Origin of the sequence: Extibacter muris, from assembly GCF_004345005.1 — a bacterium.
Classification (GTDB): Bacteria; Bacillota; Clostridia; order Lachnospirales; family Lachnospiraceae; genus Extibacter; species Extibacter muris.
In genome coordinates this window covers 26,179-46,563 of sequence record NZ_SMMX01000016.1, presented here as the reverse complement: position 1 = coordinate 46,563, position 20,385 = coordinate 26,179, and the positions used below count along the sequence as shown (strand labels likewise).

The following is a 20,385-nucleotide window of genomic DNA, read 5'->3' as shown; positions in this document are numbered from 1 at the left end:
GTTTTTGCAAGGTAAGGTAATTACATATGGTAATTTTAATATATCTTTGTTATAATTCCTTATGTAAATTTATGTCTTGTTTGACATAGGCCGTTGAATAAGTGTATCTTATTTAATAGGGCTTATGTTGTAAACATAATGTATACTAGACAATAGCCAGGAGGAAAGTATTATGGAATATAGGCCACATGGTGTCTGTTCACGGCTAATCAGGCTGGACGTGGAAGATGACATAATTCAAAACGTGCAGTTTGTAGGGGGATGCAGTGGAAACACCCAGGGAATCGCCAGACTTGTAAGAGGCATGAAGGTAGACGAGGCAATCGAACGTATGGAAGGCATCGACTGCGGAGGCAAAGGGACATCCTGCCCGGATCAGCTCGCCAAAGCTTTGAGGATTGCGACAGATCGGTTATAACTGAACCCTGCTGCAACGGGGAAAGGATACAAAGCCGGGGAGCCTTGTATCCTCTCATGATTAGTCCTTTAGTTCTTTTGGTATCCGAAGGAACCGCAGTAAGCACCGCTCGCGACGACTTTAGCTCGTTACGTGAGCCTACGGTTTCTCAATGTAAGGTCGAAATTATTGTTAATAGTTTCTCCTGCACCGCAAGCGGTGCTTACTGCAGTCCCTTCGGACGGTGCATTAAATGATGCTTTAGAGATTTTGGATTCAAGTTGATAATACTATGGTTCTTCGATGAAAATTCCATTAGTGAATGAGCTACTAACATCATCATTGGCTGAGTGTGTACACCTTACTCGATAATAATATCCACCCTCTACCTTCAGTTCTCTGTTAGCTGATACGCGGTTTGAATCTTCGTTTTCTTTTGCCCAATTTGCATAATACTCCCAGGAGTAGCCTTCTCCTTTGATTCTTTCCACTAGGACAGCTATTTTAACCTTTTCCACAGTATGTGCTGCTACGGTAGTTCCGCCTGCATAAATGTTTCCGGGTCCTAATCGTACAACTTTTGAATATCCATTCAGAAGGTCGATACCTCTCGTCATCTTAGTTGCATAACCAATGGATTCATCGTCGTATGTAAGATAAGAACCTTCAACTATTGGGATGAATGATGATGCTTTTGTGTCAGTTGCATTAGCAACTAATAGACTCAGGAATAATATCAATGTAAAACCCACTGATATTATCTTGTTTTTCATCCTCAACCTCCATACTTACCTTTGCCCTCATATATAAAGACACATAGCTCGACAAAAACTGACGCCATTTTTTAAAAAAAATATAAATTATTTAAAATTTCTTCCAGCTCATCCTTTTTTAAAGTACCATTTATAAAGTATTCTAGACCTTTATAAGAAAATCTCGCTGAATATCTTTTGTTTCCGTACTCTTTTGTATCATATTCTTTTATTTCTATGTCACATCCATTTACCGTCTTTATCCAAGTATTGTTAATTTTGTCCTCTATGTCTATTCCTATAGATGTATTTGTATATGTGGCATTAATATAATAAGTAAGTGTTTCATTATCAATTTTATAATACAATTCTGCAGTTTGCATTTTTTTATCCAATTCAATATCTTGAAATACCATTTTTTTAATACATGGCATTATTTTGACAGCGTCAGTACCAAATGTATCTTTTATCTCTTGATAGGCATTTTCCTCTTTCTCCTCGATTGAGAGATAATTATCTTCACTTGAATCCACCTGTGATATTTCTCTATCTCCCACAACGCTACTCATTAATTTAATAATCCTCTCCGGTCCACCCATGCTTGTCATGCCGATGGCCATAGCCAGGACAAGTGCCGCCGCGAGGCTCAGATACACTTTCCTCTTCTTCCGCGTTTTCTTTACCTGTATCTTTCGCCCAATCTCGAGCGCCCTTCTGTCCTCTTCGGGTAGAAGGGAATATAACCTTTCCTTCTCATAATCATTTATATCTTTGTTTACATTAGAACGTATCTCTTCTGTGATTTTGGCCGTAACAACTTCATCCGCACAGTTCGCCTCTACGTCTTTTTCAATGCTGTCTGCCTCTTTATGGAACTCTTTTTGTATCAGCTGTTCCGTGTTGTCTAGTTTTTCTTTCATATACTTACCTCTTTTTATACCTGCCTTTTCTCTTGCTCTTGACCAATCCCCCTGTAAACGTATATTATAAAGGTAACGAAATGCCTGCTGCGGGCATTATTTATACTTATTGAACAGTAAGTTCAATATGATATAGTATACGTATATATCAAGATTGGGAGGTCACTATGAAACGTATCATCTTAACCGGCGGCGGTACGGCGGGCCACGTTACTCCGAATATCGCCCTTCTTCCGCGTCTCAAAGAATTACAATATGATGTACATTATATTGGTTCTTATAACGGCATTGAAAAAGAACTGATTGAACAGTTCGGCATTCCTTACCATGGAATCTCTTCCGGAAAGCTGCGCCGTTATTTCAGCGTCCAGAATTTTACAGATCCATTCCGTGTAATTAAGGGGTTGGGAGAAGCCAAGAAGCTCGTCAAAATATTGAAGCCAGACGTCATCTTTTCTAAGGGAGGGTTCGTTTCCGTACCGGTAGTGATGGCTGGAAAGCGACGCCATGTGCCTACAATTATTCACGAATCAGACATGACACCCGGTCTTGCCAACAAACTGTCCATTCCTTCTGCAACGAAAGTATGTTGTAATTTTCCCGAGACGTTAGAACATCTTCCCGCAGGGAAAGCCGTTCTGACTGGCTCACCTATCCGCCAGGAACTATTGTCCGGTGATAAATTCAAGGCCCGCGAGTTCCTCGGATTCCAATCAGATAAACCTGTGATACTTATTATAGGTGGGAGTCTTGGTTCTGTTGCGGTCAATGACGCCGTGCGATCCGTACTCCCTGAGTTATTAAAATCTTATCAGGTTGTCCATCTGTGCGGACGGGGCAAAATTGATGAATCTCTGAGGGGATTAGAAGGTTATGCGCAGTTCGAGTACATTAAAGAGGAATTGAAGGACTTGTTTGCGCTCACGGATATCGTCATATCGCGTGCCGGCGCTAACGCCATATGTGAACTGCTGGCACTTCACAAGCCTAACCTGCTTATACCTCTTTCCGCCAACGCAAGCCGTGGCGACCAGATTCTGAATGCCCGTTCGTTTGAACGCCAGGGATTCAGTGTCGTACTGGAAGAGGAAGAACTGGACAAAGACATCCTGTTAACCTCTATCAACCGTTTATATGAGCACAGGGATTCTTACATAGAAGCGATGAAGAAATCCTCTCAACAAAACTCCATCGATACAATCATAGATTTGATTGAATCCGTTGTAAACAGATAATTAGTTCCTTTATGTAACAGAATGCAGAAAACAGGTGTCACTGCGGCACCTGTTTTTATGCTTTGCTCAATAGTTCAAACTGGTCTTCATAGTTTTTCCTAATCCATTTCTTTGCCCGGTATAACATACTATGCAGCACTTCCACAGATACTCCCATTATCTCTGCAACTTCTCTCTGTGATTTTTCAAGACAGTAAGTCAAAGTCACGGCTTCGTACCAACGTTCATTCAAATTGTAAAGTTCTTCAAAGATATGATTAGCAAATTCTCTATATTCTTTTTCCTGAAGCCTTTTCTCAAATTCATCTTCTGTGCTTTCCATCGTCCAGTCTTCATACATTTCGTCAGATAGAATCTCACGCTTACCATCCCTTTTGAAATTGAGAGACATATTTCTTGTCGACACAACCAGCCAGGACCTTACCGCGTTCAGATTGATATGTTCCATTACCGTATATAATTTCACAAAAACATTCTGTGCTATTTCCTCCGCCGCATGATGGTTCCCGGTGTATCGTAATGCTGTCTTGTATACAATCTTTATATTATCTTCATAGATTGCATCAAAAGCTACCCTGCCTATAGACTCGATTTCCACGTGTTCATCCTTCTTTTCTACTAGTTTATCTTAGACAGTATGTCCTGTACATCCTCATCTCGGAGCTCTCCCATCTTCCATCCGAGTCCTATCTGGTCATCTTTATGCCTCGGAATGAGATGCATGTGAAAGTGGAATACTGTCTGGCCTGCCGCCTCTCCATTGTTCTGCAAGATATTATATCCGTCACAGTCCAGTATATCTGTAAGCTTTGTTATCATGTTCTTGGCTAGGACGAGCACTTTGGCCGCTGCCTCATCATCCAGTTCATATAGGTCTGCGTAATGCTCTTTGGGAATAATGAGTGCATGTCCCTTAGAGGCGGGGCTTGCATCCAGGATTACCCGGAAGTCTTCGTCTTCATACAGTGTGGCTGTTGGGATATCTCCATTTGCGAGCTTGCAGAATATACAATTTTCTTCTCTCATAATTATACCCTTCCTTTTTTAAATAATGATTGATTATTTACACCGCCAATGCTAAACTGTTAGTTCAGAAAGGGCGGTAATTACTATGTTTACAGCGACAGACTTCGACAAATTACAACAAATCATGGGCGAAAGTCCTGAGAAAAAAGAACTTATACAGAAGCTTCTCGACTCACAGAAGATGACCATCAGCAGTATCAGCCATGAGATTCGGAATCCCCTGACTCTTGTGTACAGCACATTGCAGCTCATAGAGTCACAGCATCCGGAGGTCACTACATACAAATACTGGGACAGTATGCGTGCTGATATAGAATATATGACCCTTCTGCTGGAGGAGCTTTCCTCCTATAACAATGGCGAAAGGCTGCGGCTATCCGAAGTTGACTGTACGTCATTTCTAAAGCCAATCGTGGTCTCTTTCGCCGCCTCTCTGGTTGAATGCGATATCGAGTTCACATCAAGGCTGGAACCCGAACTGCCGGTTATCAGCGGTGACGCAGTAAAGCTGAGAGAAGTGATTCTCAATCTTCTTCGTAACGCGAAAGACGCGGTAGCTTCAGATGGTTCCATCTATTTCCATGCTTTTGCGGAAGATAAGCTGCTCCATATCAGTGTCACAGACGATGGATGCGGCATTCCACAGGAAGATATCGAAGATATCTTTCAGCCGTTCGTTACACACAAGCAAGGAGGGACGGGGCTTGGACTTGCCATCGGCCGCCGTATTGCTTCTGCACACGGAGGCACCTTAACTGTCATATCCGTTCCCGGCAAAACGACTACGTTTACCCTTTCTCTTCCAATAGAGAAGGACGCCCAACACGAACCCTGACACGAGGCCTCCGATATGCGCCAGGTTGTCCACGCCGCCACTGGTGAATCCATAGTAAAGGCTGACAACCACCATGAACAGTATGCCCCGGCCGGATACATTGCCTATCCGGCCGCGGTTGCGGACCGCAACATAGAGAAGCGCCCCTATCACCCCAAAGATTGCTCCCGACGCACCGGCTGATACTACATATTCTCCCGTCTGCAGATCACCGAACATAGACAACAGGTTACCGCATATCCCACTGGCAAAATATATGACCAAGTATTTTATCTTTCCTATCTCAACTTCCAGATTCCAGCCAAGCAGTATTAATATTACCATGTTGTTCACGAGATGTTCAAATCCAAAGTGCAGAAACATACTCGTAAACAGCCGATACCACTCTCCGCCTTCCATTATATATGGCACATACATCGCGCCATGTCCAAGCATATACTCTGCGTCCTCCGTCATCCCTCCCATTGTAAGGATGAAGAATACGATTACGTTTGCTGCTGCAATCACAGCCGTACAGGGTGCATCTAATCTGGTCTTTTTCATAATACTGTAATATTTTCCCTTTTTTAATTCATCCCTAGTATAACATACCTTTTCCAAATAGTAACTAGTGTATTTTTATAATTCTTCTTCCTCTATGTACAATCCGTCAAAATCTCCCCATTTTGGTTTCCTGTGTCTGTTCAGAAAACGTTTGACCGGAGTCCAGAGGTTTTCAGTCTCTTCCATGATAGTGCCTGCCATCTCCTGCTCTGCAATCCAGTCATGTTCCTTTCTGTCATATATGGGAGCCACCTCCTCCGGCTGCTCCTTTTCCTGCTTCCATTCTTCAAACGTAGACGCTTTCGCCGCTTCCATACAAGTTTCCGCCAGCTTTTCAAGGCTGTAATTCTCTTCCAGGACACCTTTGTGAAGAGCAAATGCCATCTGTACACAGGCGGTCTCTTTGTAATCGGCATGCTTTACGAAATAATCAGCAAGCTGCTTCAGCGCATCCCATATGTCATGCTCTTCTGCGGGATAATAGCAGAAATAGAATGTCTCATCCTCATAAAATATATACTCCGGTTCCAATAAGATGCAGTGTATATTCAGCAGGTATTTCTCCGTCTCTTTTATAATTGCAAGAAGCTGGTGCAGAAACAGTTCCAAATCCCTGCTGTTTAATTTGCCGCGCTCGTACATTGCTTTCATAGATACTTTACCGCTTACTTCGTAGTCGTATCTTGTCATGCCGTCAACACCCTGTCCCTGTATCTTTAAGAATCCCGGGACTGCATTTGCCTTCAGCATCCTTATCTGATAGTCTTCCCTGTATATGCCCTCTGATTCAATTGATATTTTCCGTTCCATATGCCTATTTTCCTATTCTCCTCATATCTCTTATATATTTTTCCGGTTCTGTAATCCGGGCTTTCTTGATAACGGACAGTCCCATCCTTTTCACGGATGCACTGGCAGTGACTACAACTTCAATCTCCGATATGCTGATACATGCATCTGCTCCGGGAAACAAAATACATTTCCCACCAATCCTCTCCTGGAAGAGTTCCTTAAGCTCTCCCTCTTCTGCACCGCCCTCCTTGCGCGCTTTCGTGCTTCCTACCACGGCAGTCTCATAAGCCGCTCCTGAAATAATATTCTTGTCATGAAAATAAAAAGCTGCGGTAATGCACTGCATAACCAGCAGCAGTATAACGGGCATGATAAAGGACATCTCTACCGTCATGCTTCCGTTTAGTTTTCTCTCTTTCAGCATATTAACCAACTCCTGTCAATAGTACGAGAACATACCCACCAGTGAGGAACGGATAGAACGGGAGGGAGACATTTTTTTTGAAACGCCCTGTCACTAAATATGCCATGGCCGCCAACAGCAGGAGTGTTAACGCGCCCAGAAGTACCCCAAGCAGATTCCACATGCCCATATATAATCCGAGCACCAGTATCCCCCAGCTGTCTCCATACCCTATTCCCTCTCTGGTTACTTTGCTCATAAGCAGGAAGAAGCATCCGATACCTGCCCCTCCAAACAGAAGCCATACCTCAACCGTTCTGAATATGCATTGATACAATATGGCCGCCGCACCTCCCACTATAAGGAACGCCTCCGGAACCTTTCGGTACATCATATCAGTCACTGACATCCCCGCCATGGCCCCGATACAGATAACCTGGCTCACTTTCCACATCGCTGGCATGCCCCCTTTCCTGCCGCCTCCGACACCGGAACGGCATATATCGTCCTCTTCAGCCCGCTGCATCCAAGCGAGCCGTGGTATCTGTTGCCGGAGTCTGTTATAAATACGGCTCCGGAACCAGAGCTGCCACAGTGCTCACATGGATAGTACCTGCCCCCTCCTTCATTTCTAAGCTCCGGAATGTCCGCTGACTGTACCGGTCGGATTGACAATTCCAGATGGGTACAATGGTAATCCTCATGATATACTATTCCAGTCTCTGTCACATAGACTGTTTTCTCTCTATCACTGCCGAATCCTGCCTTCTCGTAACCGGTCCACCCTTTTATCTTCATGTTTATTTCATAGGATGGAGAAGGCAGCTTGAATAAGGGAATGGGAATCCTTATCCTGTATTCTGCTGTCAGGCTGCAGATTCCCGTGGAAGGTGACATCCATGACTTGTGGCAGCGGATACCGCTGCTTCCGCCTTCGACGATGCTCCTGTTCAGCCGGTCAGCACCCACTGCATTAACAATATCCGACTCCAGCTTCGACGGAACTGCTGCGGGCAGGATGTATGCCTCCTTTGCAAGCTCCTTTCCTGCATACTGCACCCCGGATCTGACTGCCGTCTGTACGGCGGACATTTCCATGAGGTAGAAGAGGCAGACGACGGCAAGAAAGAAAATCGGGACGGCCATGGCCGCTTCTACCGTAATACTTGCTTCCATAGAGGTGAAGGCAGATACCCTCCCGGCATGATTATCATAGATTTTTTGTGAGGGGAGTCTATTATTCATGGTACGAATCCTTCTCCTTTCTTTATATTTTGTGGTTGTTTTCTCTGTGTATGAATGAGAATCGGGAGGGTATCTGCATTCACCCCTATCGGTAGCAGTAATAAGTAGAAAACTGGTAGGTAATCCCCCTTCTCAACGGGCATTCTGTCTCGATTTCTACCTTGCTGATACACTGGTCCGCCCGGAAAAAAGTAAGGCCTTTCTCCTGGCGCAGGCTTTGCTCCATCATGTCAAGCGCCCGCATCCCCATACGTTCTCTGTCACCAAGAAACAGAAGCATCCTTATATATTCCCGGTAATCCAGTCCGTCCTCTGCATCTTGGCCTTCTGTGTAGTCGGTATCCGTCCCCAATGTCAGCAGAGCCGAGAGTTGAAGCTGCCAGCTTTCCTTTGATTTTACTATTGGCACTTTGCTGCCCTTCAACAGTGCACGTATATCGACAAGCGTCTCCCCAAAGGCCCAGGCAAGCAAGATCCCCTGCGCGGCTGCCTCTGTCACGGCCGGCAGCGCGATCAGTGTGCACAGCGCCAGTGCTGCCGCCTCCGCCTCTGCCTTCTTCTGGCTGTCCGTTTGTATATATGTATAATTGGGTACAAATCTGAGCAAGAGCAGCTTCCGGGCCGTCATTTCCAGATTTTCTCTATCACCGGGCTGTCCGTTTAAAATGTATTCCAGTTCATAATCAAGCGGACCTGTCTTTTCATCCTTATCTGACGCACAGTCAAAATGCTCCAACATATACTCCCCGACAAGAAGTTTGGATAGTGCGCCGTCTTTCTGTTCAGTATCTGAAAAATCCCCAAATCCTTTATTACGTGTTCTGTTTGACAGCAGGTCGTCTTTGGGGACCGCCTTTTCCGACACTTGCATGTCTTTGGGACATACAAGGTCTAACAGCGGAGTCTGTTTCAATTGCCTTGTATGTTCCAGCGGATTGTCTTCCCGGGGCAGCTCGGTCTCATTCTCCGCCAGCAGGCCATCCAGCGTATCCTGTGCCTCCTCGTCTTCCTGTTCGTACTCTCTGGCCTTCTCTTCCTGCTGCCTCCATACCGCAGCCATCCCAGTCTTATCTTCCATTGCCGCGAGTCCGTATCTGTGGCGCATGTAGGCTGCCATCTGTCCGTAAAATGCCTGGCAGCCGTTATCCGTGAGAAATTGGATTCTCTTGATTGCATGATCCATCTGCCCGGCGCCATAATACGCCAGCCGCTCCTTTATGTTCTGTTCCGAATAGGTACCTGTCTCGTAGCTTCCTTCCAGCGCAAAGATGTCATATTCTTCAAGCAGCTCCTTCTGGTACTCTGCAAACAGGCACTCCACGGCTCTGTTCATGTCAGCCCTTCTGTAGTTTTTACCATTCTGTATCGAAGCGCTCTCTAGCAAAGCCCCTGAAAAAGAGACCAGAAGAATAAAGACTAGGCTTAAGTATACTGTCACTTCCCCTTTTTTCATATGATTTCCTGTCGGCTGCATTCAGATGCCGGAACTTTCACTTGTGATTTTTTCAAAAATTGTCTGGACAAGACTTGTCAGCTGAGATTTGAAGATTATAACGAGGCCTATCAAGACGACCAGAATCAATATGACTTCTACTACGCCGATTCCCTTTTTATCCTTTAAGACATGCATAATATACTGTATTCTCCACATCCCCATTCTCCTTTCTATATCTGCATAGATAAAAATGCCGGCACGACTACTATTACAAGCACTACTGAAAGCATGAGGAACATTGGCAGCAGCAGTTTTGTCCCCGCCTCTTCACCAAGCCTTCTGGCTCTTGTCTTCCGTTCTTCAAATGCCTGGAGCGCATCTATCCTGAGCAGCTGTACGAGTCCTTTCGTCCCTTTCCTGAGATTCTGTGACAAGAGTGCTCCGAACTTTACATATTCCTGTACTTTGCAGCGCCTGCCGAACCTTTCATAGCTCTCCGCCTCCGTAACTCCGCTCTGCATCTCGTTCAACGTAACTTTCATCTCTTCATAGGCGTACCGGATGCCCCACTCTTCTATCTGCTCCTCATAATCGCGTACCATTTTTTTCCATGTATTCCTCACTGTCAGGCCTGCTCCGAGAAGCAATGTAAACTTATTAGCCAGCTCGGGGTAGTCCAGCAGCATCTGAAGCCTTTTTTCCTTTTCCCTTTTGAACTCGTTCTGCTTTTCCTGCGCGTAGAGCAGAATCGCTACAAGTGCCGCCATGACGGCAAGTACCGCTCCTCTTATATTCATTTTGCGGTAATACGATACCGCTTTATCGTCCACAGTATCCGGCAGATTCAGCTCCTTTTCCGTCCTTGTTTCCTCCTCTGTCTGCTCTGCAGCATTTCGTACTTTTTCCGCAAGTTTGTCAGCGCCTTTCAGCTCTTTCGGATAGAGTACCGCTGTACACTGGTACAGGGCCTGGTTTTGGGGATTTTCCTTATATGTAAGAACAGCCTTTATGTTTATGATGCTCCCTTTCTTGTCCAGAGCATCGTGCTGTAACTCGCCGTATATATTCATGACATCATATCTGTCAAGTTCCCATTCCACCGCAATCGGTTCTTCTGGTATCTCCTGAATCAGCTCCATATCTTCTTCGATGTGGTCCAGGCTTTTATTGGTGCCGAGGATCCGCCGTTCCATCTGGCTGATGGCCCGGTCGAATACCTTTTTTATCTCCTTTGCGCTATACTGCTGTTCTTGTACTTCAATTTGTATAGGTATCCTGTCGCTGCCTCCCTGGATACCGGCTTCCAGCTCCTCCGTCCTGCTTCCCTTGCCATGCTCGTTCCTTGTTATCGTCCCGTCTGTCTCAGTGGCATACGCCTTTCCGTCTAATATGAGAAGAACCATTCCTGAAGCAAGCAGCAGGATGACAGCGAAAACCATCAGACTTCTATCCCTATTATCCTTTGTCCAAGACAACAGGCTCCTATATATGCTGCGAGGCATATCGTCATCACTCCTGTTCCTATTACATTTCCATATAAAGCTCCCATGAATTCAGGAAAGCTTAACGACATATATCCGATAATGATATACGGGACAGCGGACATCACCTTGAACTCGTACTCCTTGGCTGCCAGAATGGTATCTATTTCCCTCTTAACCTCTATCTTGTCTCCTATCTGCCCGGCTGTATTCTGAATGATGGCAACCATATCACCTCCGCTCTTCCTTGCCGCAGTAAAGACTGCCGCAAAGTTCCGCACGTCTTCTTGCTTTACCCGCTCCGTAAAGTCTCCCATAATCTGCTCCATAGGAACATTTATCCTTATCTGGGATACGATGATATGAAGCTCTTTGCGGATTCTGTCATCACCACTGTATAAAAGCTTCAATTCCTTCTCTGTCTCCTTCCATGCATTTTCTATAGAATAACCTGTGCTGAGCGCCGAAGATAAAGCTTGGATGGCATCCTTGAACTGGAGCTGGAAAGTGCCGGTCTTTTTCCGCAGGCATTCCCTTTTCCATATGCTGTAATGCCATAGCCACACCGGTGCCAGCAGCGGGACGGCGAGTGCAGAGCGGTAGTAAAGCCATGCCGTCAGCACTGTCAGCAGCGTGCTCTTCAAAGTTCCCCGCACATACTCTGCGGGCCTAATATCCTGCTGCCAGCAGCTTTTCTTTGCACGTAATTTCATGAATCCTCCTCCATTCACCCTTTATCTTTCCCCCAGCCACTCCCGTCTCTTCAAATACGAACAACGGGCTAAGCATAATCTCACCTTCCTGATAATCCAGCACTTCCACAATTTCAAGCACTTTTCTACTTTTGTCCCTCAGCCTCCCAAGATGGACGATAATATCCAGTCCCGAAGCAATCTGCCTCTGTATGGCCGGAAGCGGGAGGTCCATTCCCATAAGCACCATAGTTTCCAGACGGCTCAGCATATCTTTTGGACTGTTGGCATGTCCTGTACTGAGGCTGCCGTCGTGTCCGGTGTTGAGCGCCTGCAGCATGTCTATGGCCTCATCTGAGCGGACCTCCCCGACAATAATCCTGTCCGGCCGCATGCGGAGCGCTGCTTTTATCAGATTGCGGATTGTAATCTCCCCGGTGCCTTCCACATTTGCATTACGCGCTTCCAGACGCACCAGGTTAGGTATATCCATTATTTTCAGCTCTGCATTATCTTCGATTGTTATAATTCTTTCATCTCCGGGAATGTACTGCGACAGTGCGTTTAAGAAAGTTGTCTTACCTGAACCGGTTCCGCCGCTGATGAAGATGTTGTACTTTGCGGCGGTGAGAAGTGTAAGAAAGTCTGCGGCCTCGCGGCTGACAGAATTCCATGTGATAAGCTGTTCCATCGTGATGGTATCCTTTGGAAACTTACGGATTGTGACTATCGGACCGTCAAGAGCCACCGGCGCGAGCACTACATTGACCCGTGCCCCGTCCGGCAGCCTTGCGTCCACGATGGGCGAAGCTTCGTTGACTACCCTGTTGGCGCCTGATACGATCTGCTGTACTACGTCCTCCAGCTTATCTTTGGACGTAAAGCGTTTATCCGTCCGAGACAGCCTCCCGTCCTGTTCGATAAATATGTTTTTCGTTCCATTTATCATAATTTCGGTAATGCTTTCATCTTCCAGCAGCTCCTGGAGCAGATCCAGCTTGCGGAACGCATTGAATAGTTCTTTGCCTAGCGCGGTCCGCTCTCTCAGTGTGATATATTCCTGCATGCAGGCTTCCTGAAGTACTCTGTGGATAAGATCGGTAAGTTCCTCGTCTTCTATCTCCTTCGTCATATCCAGTTCTTCCATAACTCTGGCATGTAACTGCTCTGCCTGTATCATCCCTTCTGTTCCTTTCTGTTCAGTTTCTGTAATACATCTTCATAGCCGAGCAGCTGAAGCTCTGCTTCAAACTGCCGTACCTTCGCACAGCTCACTTCGTCCTCAGCTGCCGGCATATGTACTTCTGTGCAGAGCCGCAGTATATCATATACTCCCCGCAGCCCTTCGTCTACATCAAGAATAACTGTCTCATAGATGCTGTTCTCCACAATCTGCCGGATAAGGCCTGTCCATTCCTGCGGTGCAACTTCTTTCACATCGTCAGACACCGGCATCGGATTCAGGTAATCCAGATTCTTCATTCGTCCGGTCATCGTCGACAGTACGAGAGGCAGATTCTTGCTCTCCTGCCTGGAATAGTACAGGACATCTGCAAGCGTATAGCTTGGGTCCTCCTCAAAGAGCCCTCCTTTTCCGCCATATAGCTCCATGTTCACATATAATACGTCCATTTTCAAGGCAAGCTTTTGTCCGAGTTCGATTGCATAGCTTGTCTTACCTATCCTGTGCACCGGCGAGAACACACCTATCAATGTACACTTGACCTTTTTCGCAGTCCGGAAATAAAGTTCTCCGTTTTGCCCATCCGAGCCGCAACAGCGGATAATCTCTGTCAGAATCGCTTCCCCGGGCTGATATTTCATTACCGGTATCTCGTCTTTTTCCAATCGTTCCTGTCCGCTTACCGTCAGGATAAACTTACTGTCTGCCGCTATACGGCCCCTTTCTTCTGAATCGCAATCTGCAGAGATGATAAGATAATCGATATGCTCTTCCTCCTGCATCGTCTTGACATTTTGAAGGCTTCTGCATATATATACTTGAAAAGCAAGTTCCTTTCTTCTCATAAAATACGATGCGAGTGCGGACGCATATCCTTCCTCAGGATCACAGATTACCAAACGCTTGCTGTCCACCAATACCTCCCTGTTTTCATTTTCCTTTAAGAAATTCTTTGCCGAAACGGCTTTGAATTACATGACCCGTTGAACGTAAGCAGTCCAGCAGGTATAAATAATTTGAACCTATCAACCAGAACTAAAACAATCAGATACAAGCCATCAGATTTGACTTGTAGGACGATTATAACCGTACTTTGCTCTCTTGTCCATCTCTTTTCTAAAAAAACTCAAACTTTGTGCAATACTTACAAATTTTGGTAAAAAGTAATGCCGTAAAGGAGCGCAACCCCAGGAATGCCAAGGACTCCGGATGTCAAAAACGTCACCGGATTCATTCCCACATGAAGAGAAATCCCTTTGCCTGAAAGAAACTCATTTACAAAAAATATAATTGCAATCCCAAGAATTGCCCGTATGATGAAATTAACGACAATATGCGGCCTTTCTTCCTGCATGCCAAAAGCCCCTTTTTTCTTCTCTTGTTTTCATATATATCCGACTGGTTGGTATTTTATTCTCAAATAATGTCTATACTAGGTAAAAAGAGGACATAAAACCTTATGTTGGAGGTAACCTATGAAACTTTTTCAACGAGGGAAGGGTGCAGAGGAAGATATCTATAAAAGACTATCCTTTGATCCCGACAGCAATACTCTTGTGGAAGAAATCGCCCAGGCAAGGCAGGAGATTGAAGATGCGTACGAGAACTTCCAGAACGCTTCCGATCCTGATCTGATCGACTGCTATATCTACAAAGGCAACGCAGCGTGGAAACGTTACCGCTTCCTCCTGCGGCAGGCAAAAATGATTTAATTTGTTAGTTTGGGACGTAACCTTTTTCAAAAGGGTTACGTCCCAAACTAAGCTTTATGGTGTACCTAAATGAAGACAGTCCTGTACCTTTTTGAATATTACTGGTACAGGGCTGTCTTTTCGGGCCCATCTTATATTGTTTTATAATCTTACTGTCACTTCCCGGTCTGTCCTGTGGTATTGGTGATACCGGACTCCGGCTGCGTCGAACATGCGCATGGACGCTTTTACGGCGGCGGTGTCTTCGTATTTGTTGCAGTCATATATGACTTCTTTGATTCCGCTTTGTATGATGGCCTTTGCACATTCGTTGCACGGGAACAGCGATACATATAACTTTGCGCCTTCCAGGCTACCGCCCCGGTAGTTGAGTATGGCGTTCAGCTCGCTGTGGACCGTGTAGACGTATTTTGTCTCAAGCGGGTCTTCTCCTTCCCTGTCCCATGGAAACTCATCGTCAGAGCAGCCGATGGGCAGCCCATTGTATCCCATGGACAAGATCTTATTATCCTGGCTCACGATACAGCATCCGACCTGAGTATTCGGATCCTTGGAGCGCATGCCGGAGAGCATGGCCACTCCCATGAAATATTCGTCCCAGCTGATGTAGTCTTTTCTTTTGTCTCCCATACGGCTTATCCTCCTCGAATCGCATGAACATTATTTTGTCCCGAATATACGGTCGCCTGCATCTCCAAGACCAGGTACGATGTATTTCTGTTCGTTCAGGTGGTCGTCCAGCGCACCGATATATAAGTCTACGTCCGGATGTTCCCTTTTCATACGCTCCACACCTTCCGGAGCCGCGATAATGCACATGAAACGGATATTCTTCACGCCCTTATCCTTCAGCATACGTATCGCAGCTACGCTGGAGCCTCCTGTCGCAAGCATCGGATCCACCACAAACACTTCCCGCTCATCGCAGTCAGCCGGAAGCTTGCAGTAATACTCCACCGGTTCAAACGTCTGCGGGTCACGATAGAGGCCGATATGGCCTACTTTAGCGGCCGGTATCATATTCAGTATGCCATCCACCATGCCGATGCCTGCCCGCAGAATCGGAACGACCGCCATCTTCTTTCCGCTCAGCTCTTTTCCCGTCATCTCACAAATCGGTGTCGTGATTTTCACATTTTTCAGTTTCAAGTCCCTTGTGGCCTCATAGCACATCAGCGCCGCAATCTCTCCGACAACAGCCCGGAAGTCACGGGACCCTACGTCCTCTCTGCGTATATAGCTTATCTTGTGCTGAATCAGCGGGTGGTCCATCACCTGTACATTTGACATGTTGCTTTCCTCCTCATTCGTCATTGAATATTTATCACATGATGCCCGGCGGCTTTCAGAAGCCTGTTCATGATAGCGCTTCCAATCCCCCCCGTGGCAAATGATTCGCTGTAGATATAGTCCACTCCGTCATCGTCGAATTCCCGCAGGACCGCGTACAGACGGCTGGCAATGGTGGATTCGTCTTCTCTTGTGCCTATGCTTTTTACATCGCCCGACGTATAGCCGGATACTGTCTCTTCCGTGCCGATGATGCCGACCTTATATCCTTCTGCCTGCCTCGCGGCCGCAAGCCTGTTGATCTCTTCCGCCAATTTCTCAACCGGACCTTCTATGACGGCCAGCTCCGCAGCGGGGGCATAGTGCCGGTATTTCATTCCCGGCGCCTTCGGCGCTTTATTGCTGTCAGATGTTATGAGCGTATGGTCTACAGCCACCTCGCCTATCAGTTCTCTGAGCATTTCTTCTGTGACCGCACCCGGACGCAGTATCATCGGGGGCTCTACGGTCATATCGAGAATGGTAGACTCCACTCCTATCTCAACAGGACCGCCATCCACTATCATCTCTATCCTGCCATCCATGTCTTCTTCCACGTGCTGCGCGGTGGTCGGGCTCGGCCGCCCGGAGGTATTCGCGCTCGGCGCAGCGATAAAGCCGCCGCCTGCATTAATCACTTCTCTTGCTATCTCATGGCTCGGCATCCGCACTGCCACCGTTTCCAGCCCGCCTGTGGTCCCATAAGGCACTATATCTTTCTTCTGGAATATCATCGTCAGCGGGCCGGGCCAGTGCCTATCAGCAATCTTAACCGCAGCCGGTGGAACGTCGCGGGCAATCTTATCAAGCGCTTCCATATGGGTTATATGGACGATGAGGGGATTATCCGACGGCCGCCCTTTCGCCGCATATATTTTCGCCGCCGCCTCTTCATTGAGCGCATCCGCCCCAAGTCCATAGACCGTCTCCGTAGGAAATGCTACAAGCCCGCCTTTTTTTAGAATATCCCCGGCTTCCTGAATCATACTTTTATTCATCTGTTTTTTATCTATTTTTATTATTTTTGTCTCCATGAAGATAATTATACTACACTCTACTGTGACAGACAAGTTTGGATTCCCTGTACAATCGCGTCGGCCAGCTTATCCTGATATTCTTCGGTAACGAGCTTGGCAGCCTCCTCGGGATTGCTCAGGAACCCACATTCTACGATGATTGTAGGAACTTCTGTCCTCTTCAGCAGATAATATGTATCATTGGCTTTCGCCTGCCTTGTGTTGTCTTTATCCACTGCAAGCAGCGCCTTCTGCATCAGCTCTGCCGTATTTTTGCCCTCCGCGGAATGGCTGTAGTAGAACACCTGGGCACCCCGGATATCCGCATCCTGATAGCTGTTCTGGTGGATGCTTACTACCATGGCCGGCTTAGTTTCGTTAATCAGCTGTACCCTCGCCTTCATATCCTGGACTTTCTTGTTAGAGTTCCCCTCTTTCGCCAGTGTCGTGTCATCCTTACGGGTCATGACGACCTCGATTCCGTTCTTCTTCAGCCTTTTTTCCACCTTTTTCGCTATCGCCAGGTTGATGTCTTTTTCATTTGCATCGTTTACCCCTATCTTGCCGGGATCATTCCCGCCGTGGCCGGAATCGACCACTACCACCTGTTTCCCTTTCTCCACCTTGTCACCCGATACATATTCTCCAATATTTCTGCTGACCGTTATAAGCCCTGCGAGCAGCAGCACAAGAAGAAGAAACTCTACTTTTTTGCGCAATAAAATACCTCCAGTCAGTCTATATTGGTTAAATATATGACTGACCGAGGTATTTTATTTTATGTGTCAGGAAAATCGTCTGCAAATCTCCTGTTACACTTCATTTTTAATTGACATACTTCAGTATCAGCTGCCATACGTTCGGGTCTTCCAGCCCTAAAGCCCATGCGGCGGTGCCTGCCAGCTTGTTCTGCTTCATCAGTTCCAGCTTCATCTCCAGCGATTTCTCATCTTCCAGCCAGATTTCGTAAGTCACGCCTCCGCTTTCCCATCTGGCATAATTCTGCTTGGCGGTATCATCCCACGTAATCTCAGCGCCGGCCTGTGTCACGACTTCTTTGGCTTCTGTCATTCCATAGGCCTTGCTTTCTACCTTCATGGCATACTCGCCTTCTTCTGTGCCTTTCTGGCCGGCAAGCTCTTCCTCTGTCTTCGGGGTCTGTTCCCAGAGCCTTGTAAAGAATGGGATGCCGCTGATTACCTTGTCTGCGGGTACTTCTTTCAGCGTCTCTGTTATTCCTTCTTTCACAAAGTCATAAGATGCCACCGAGCCTGCTTCCGGTGAACCGGCATAATGCTCATCGTAACCCATGATTACGACATAATCTGCCACGATTCCCTGTTCCTTGCGGTCATACTGCATATTGAAGCCCTTCGGTACATAGTTGTCCACTGAAAGGACAAGTCCGTTCTGCCTGCAGCGTACAGAAAGCTCACGGATAAACTGTATATAGTGTTCTCCGCATTCATCCGATATCTTCTCAAAATCCACATTGATTCCATCGATATTGGACTGAAGCGCCTCTGCCACCAGCTGGTTGATAAGCGTCTCACGCTTGGACGTATAGCTCAGCAGCGCATAGCTTTCGTCATAAGAGTTGATGCCGCCGTCAAAATCGCGTATCGTCGCCCATACTTCTATGTTCGCCTGATGTGCGTAGTTGACGTAATCTGTCGAAGCTATGGAATCCATATTCCCGTCCGTATCCTTCACATGGAACCATGTCGGCGCAATCGTCGTCAGACCCTTGCTCTCTGCAATCTTCTGCAGCACGCTGCTGTTGGCGTCACTGTTGGTCACGTTGTGCCATGCCATGTTGATCGTGTAGTCTTTGGATATGTTCGTGAATTCCTGTTCTTCAAACTTTCTCGTTACGTTCTTCTTCTGGGCATCTTTGAGCGCGCTATTTTTAATGTAACCGATAAATCCGTTCTTCGTACGGACTTTTTTCCAATTATCCTCGTTTTCTATGACAGTAGCTTCCTCACCCTTTTTTATCTCCGTAAGGACCGGGCTCTTGACTCCGCCCTGATATCTTACCTGCGTATCTTTCTTGACTTCAGCTACCGTATGTTCCCCCCAGTCGCCCACAATAACGACACGTTCCGGATTGTCATACACTTCATAGTCGATATTTGTGTACTGCTGGACAAAGTCCAGGGCTATATAAGCCGTGCTTCCTTCTGTTTTTAATATGACGTAGTCTTCGCTGTTCTTGTCTTTGGAGACTGTATAATCCTTGCTTCCTACTTCCACCGATACCATATCCTTCGGCAACGTGTAAAGGAGTATATTCTCGTTAGGGTCCCAGTAAAATCTGCTGTTGATATAGTCACGGACGATCTCATACTGGATATAGGCTTTGCCTTCTGCTATCATGCCTTTTGGCTCCACCACTTCGTTATTGACTACAATAGCCAGCTGTCCTTCTTGTTCTATTCCATAATATTTATCCAAATTAGCTTTTTCTTTGGAAGGGCTGTATCTCTTCCACAAAAATACTGCTGCTATCGCTGCTATTATTAAAATAACGGTAAGGCATATCCGTATGCCCAGGTTTCTCCTTCTCCGTCTCTTTGTCTGCGGTCTTCTGGCTGCCGGCCTTCTGCCGGCCGTTCTTCCCGTCTGCGGCCTTCTGTCAGGATTCCTCGAAGCCTGGCTCCGTCCCGGCTGGCTTCTCGCCCCCTGAGGCCTGGAGCCTTGTACTCTTATGTCCTGCCCTCTCGCTGTCTCGCTCCTCTGGGTCCGCTGTCTGTCCGGATGTTCTGTTCTCCCAGGCCGGTCCGAAGCTGTGCGGCTTCTTCTTTGTCTTTCATCCATGCTGCACCTCCTACTAGACCCTATTATAGCAATAATTGCGACACTCGTCATTAACTATTTCGACATTTTCTTATTATTTTGAGGGGTATCTACAGCCGCAGTTTCCTCCTGCAGCTCAACATGATGAAAGCACACTTCCTTAATGTCCCCTTCTTCGTCCAGAACATAATCTCTCATATACGCGATATCTTCCCTCATCATATGAGCTTCTACGATCTGCATCGGGCTGGCTGGATCGCCTTCCATAGACAGGCTGACACCTTCCTTCTCATAATCTGCAAGCTCATGATATAGATATTTATAAATCTCATTTTTCATCTCTTCGTATCCTCCGATAACATTGCGATGATAGCTACGGCTGTATGCGCATATACTGTTAATACGCGGCCAGAGGAAATGCTTCGTGATACATAGGCCATATATGCGGACCCGCTGTGTAAAAATAGAAGATAGTTCTGCATTTTGTAAAAATTGAATTGTTCCTCGTGATTATCTGATATAGTTCTATTCTGGCTGTCTGTGAAATGTCTGCCTGAGCCGGCAAGGTAAATTATCTGATTTGCTGTTGA

26 protein-coding genes are annotated in these 20,385 nt (G+C 46.5%); 4 read left to right on the top strand and 22 right to left on the bottom strand.

Annotated features, from left to right (window positions below; translation table 11 throughout):
- Positions 1-172 precede the first annotated feature (172 nt).
- Positions 173-418 (top strand): TIGR03905 family TSCPD domain-containing protein, encoded by a 246-nt coding sequence (locus E1963_RS15575; protein ID WP_132279911.1) that lies wholly within the window; start codon positions 173-175, stop codon positions 416-418.
- Positions 419-687: 269 nt separating this feature from the next.
- Here the strand turns inward: E1963_RS15575 and E1963_RS15570 are convergent, their stop codons facing one another.
- Both E1963_RS15570 and E1963_RS15565 read right to left on the bottom strand, forming a co-directional pair.
- Complete coding sequence (locus E1963_RS15570) at positions 688-1,170, bottom strand: DUF6147 family protein (protein ID WP_132279909.1); 483 nt, start codon at positions 1,168-1,170, stop codon at positions 688-690.
- Between the two features lie 71 nt (positions 1,171-1,241).
- Positions 1,242-2,069: a DUF4367 domain-containing protein gene (locus tag E1963_RS15565; protein ID WP_132279906.1), complete on the bottom strand. Its 828-nt coding sequence runs from the start codon at positions 2,067-2,069 to the stop codon at positions 1,242-1,244.
- 167 nt (positions 2,070-2,236) lie between these two features.
- Here E1963_RS15565 and E1963_RS15560 point away from each other — a divergent pair, with 167 nt between their 5' ends.
- Positions 2,237-3,304, top strand: a complete 1,068-nt coding sequence (locus tag E1963_RS15560) for an undecaprenyldiphospho-muramoylpentapeptide beta-N-acetylglucosaminyltransferase (RefSeq protein ID WP_132279903.1) — start codon at positions 2,237-2,239, stop codon at positions 3,302-3,304.
- A gap of 55 nt (positions 3,305-3,359) precedes the next feature.
- Here E1963_RS15560 and E1963_RS15555 read toward each other — a convergent pair whose 3' ends face one another.
- Both E1963_RS15555 and E1963_RS15550 read right to left on the bottom strand, forming a co-directional pair.
- Positions 3,360-3,902 carry an RNA polymerase sigma factor gene (locus tag E1963_RS15555; RefSeq protein ID WP_132279900.1) on the bottom strand — a complete coding sequence of 181 codons (543 nt, stop codon included), beginning with the start codon at positions 3,900-3,902 and terminating at the stop codon, positions 3,360-3,362.
- A gap of 20 nt (positions 3,903-3,922) precedes the next feature.
- A complete protein-coding gene (locus tag E1963_RS15550; RefSeq protein WP_132279897.1) occupies positions 3,923-4,330 on the bottom strand; it encodes an HIT family protein in 408 nt (135 codons plus the stop codon).
- 85 nt (positions 4,331-4,415) lie between these two features.
- Between E1963_RS15550 and E1963_RS15545 the strand changes: the two genes are divergently transcribed.
- Entirely contained in the window at positions 4,416-5,165 is a 750-nt protein-coding gene (locus E1963_RS15545) for a sensor histidine kinase (protein ID WP_132279894.1), read from the top strand.
- Here the strand turns inward: E1963_RS15545 and E1963_RS15540 are convergent.
- The 12 genes from E1963_RS15540 to E1963_RS15485 form a co-directional block, all read right to left on the bottom strand.
- A complete protein-coding gene (locus E1963_RS15540; RefSeq protein WP_132279891.1) occupies positions 5,082-5,708 on the bottom strand; it encodes a rhomboid family intramembrane serine protease in 627 nt (208 codons plus the stop codon). The two genes, E1963_RS15545 and E1963_RS15540, sit on opposite strands and share 84 nt — an antisense overlap.
- 75 nt (positions 5,709-5,783) lie before the next feature.
- A complete protein-coding gene (locus tag E1963_RS15535) occupies positions 5,784-6,518 on the bottom strand; it encodes a DUF6382 domain-containing protein (protein WP_132279888.1) in 735 nt (244 codons plus the stop codon).
- Between the two features lie 4 nt (positions 6,519-6,522).
- On the bottom strand, positions 6,523-6,924 hold the full coding sequence (locus E1963_RS15530; protein WP_132279885.1) for a TadE family protein: 402 nt from the start codon (positions 6,922-6,924) through the stop codon (positions 6,523-6,525).
- A gap of 1 nt (position 6,925) precedes the next feature.
- Positions 6,926-7,357, bottom strand: coding sequence for a prepilin peptidase (locus E1963_RS15525; RefSeq protein WP_243117763.1), 432 nt, complete (start codon positions 7,355-7,357; stop codon positions 6,926-6,928).
- Positions 7,345-8,079: a TadE/TadG family type IV pilus assembly protein gene (locus E1963_RS15520; protein ID WP_243117762.1), complete on the bottom strand. Its 735-nt coding sequence runs from the start codon at positions 8,077-8,079 to the stop codon at positions 7,345-7,347. Before E1963_RS15520 ends, E1963_RS15525 begins: the two co-directional genes overlap by 13 nt.
- A gap of 154 nt (positions 8,080-8,233) precedes the next feature.
- A complete protein-coding gene (locus E1963_RS15515) occupies positions 8,234-9,481 on the bottom strand; it encodes a DUF5702 domain-containing protein (RefSeq protein WP_243117761.1) in 1,248 nt (415 codons plus the stop codon).
- Positions 9,482-9,622: 141 nt separating this feature from the next.
- The gene (locus tag E1963_RS15510; protein ID WP_084002688.1) at positions 9,623-9,799 is read right to left on the bottom strand and encodes a Flp1 family type IVb pilin; all 177 of its coding nucleotides are present in this window, start codon (positions 9,797-9,799) and stop codon (positions 9,623-9,625) included.
- Positions 9,800-9,813: 14 nt separating this feature from the next.
- Positions 9,814-11,022, bottom strand: coding sequence for a hypothetical protein (locus E1963_RS15505; RefSeq protein WP_243117760.1), 1,209 nt, complete (start codon positions 11,020-11,022; stop codon positions 9,814-9,816).
- Positions 11,022-11,777: a type II secretion system F family protein gene (locus E1963_RS15500; RefSeq protein ID WP_132279873.1), complete on the bottom strand. Its 756-nt coding sequence runs from the start codon at positions 11,775-11,777 to the stop codon at positions 11,022-11,024. The genes E1963_RS15505 and E1963_RS15500 overlap by 1 nt, the downstream gene beginning before the upstream one ends.
- Entirely contained in the window at positions 11,734-12,936 is a 1,203-nt protein-coding gene (locus E1963_RS15495) for a TadA family conjugal transfer-associated ATPase (RefSeq protein ID WP_132279870.1), read from the bottom strand. The genes E1963_RS15500 and E1963_RS15495 overlap by 44 nt, the downstream gene beginning before the upstream one ends.
- Entirely contained in the window at positions 12,933-13,853 is a 921-nt protein-coding gene (locus tag E1963_RS15490) for a P-loop NTPase family protein (RefSeq protein ID WP_132279867.1), read from the bottom strand. Before E1963_RS15490 ends, E1963_RS15495 begins: the two co-directional genes overlap by 4 nt.
- A gap of 230 nt (positions 13,854-14,083) precedes the next feature.
- The gene (locus E1963_RS15485) at positions 14,084-14,293 is read right to left on the bottom strand and encodes a pro-sigmaK processing inhibitor BofA family protein (protein WP_066581097.1); all 210 of its coding nucleotides are present in this window, start codon (positions 14,291-14,293) and stop codon (positions 14,084-14,086) included.
- A gap of 121 nt (positions 14,294-14,414) precedes the next feature.
- On the opposite strand from E1963_RS15485, the gene E1963_RS15480 reads away from it, so the two are divergent.
- A complete protein-coding gene (locus E1963_RS15480; RefSeq protein ID WP_066581099.1) occupies positions 14,415-14,651 on the top strand; it encodes a YaaL family protein in 237 nt (78 codons plus the stop codon).
- A gap of 141 nt (positions 14,652-14,792) precedes the next feature.
- Here E1963_RS15480 and E1963_RS15475 read toward each other — a convergent pair whose 3' ends face one another.
- The 6 genes from E1963_RS15475 to E1963_RS15450 form a co-directional block, all read right to left on the bottom strand.
- Positions 14,793-15,281: a deoxycytidylate deaminase gene (locus tag E1963_RS15475; protein ID WP_066581101.1), complete on the bottom strand. Its 489-nt coding sequence runs from the start codon at positions 15,279-15,281 to the stop codon at positions 14,793-14,795.
- 30 nt (positions 15,282-15,311) lie between these two features.
- The gene (gene upp / locus E1963_RS15470) at positions 15,312-15,941 is read right to left on the bottom strand and encodes a uracil phosphoribosyltransferase (RefSeq protein WP_132279864.1); all 630 of its coding nucleotides are present in this window, start codon (positions 15,939-15,941) and stop codon (positions 15,312-15,314) included.
- A 20-nt stretch (positions 15,942-15,961) separates the two neighbouring features.
- Positions 15,962-17,014 (bottom strand): L-threonylcarbamoyladenylate synthase, encoded by a 1,053-nt coding sequence (locus E1963_RS15465; RefSeq protein WP_132279861.1) that lies wholly within the window; start codon positions 17,012-17,014, stop codon positions 15,962-15,964.
- Between the two features lie 20 nt (positions 17,015-17,034).
- Positions 17,035-17,715 (bottom strand): N-acetylmuramoyl-L-alanine amidase family protein, encoded by a 681-nt coding sequence (locus E1963_RS15460; protein WP_132279858.1) that lies wholly within the window; start codon positions 17,713-17,715, stop codon positions 17,035-17,037.
- A 106-nt stretch (positions 17,716-17,821) separates the two neighbouring features.
- A complete protein-coding gene (locus E1963_RS15455; RefSeq protein WP_243117759.1) occupies positions 17,822-19,816 on the bottom strand; it encodes a glycosyl hydrolase family 18 protein in 1,995 nt (664 codons plus the stop codon).
- A gap of 54 nt (positions 19,817-19,870) precedes the next feature.
- Positions 19,871-20,134: a hypothetical protein gene (locus E1963_RS15450; RefSeq protein ID WP_132279855.1), complete on the bottom strand. Its 264-nt coding sequence runs from the start codon at positions 20,132-20,134 to the stop codon at positions 19,871-19,873.
- Positions 20,135-20,385 lie beyond the last annotated feature (251 nt).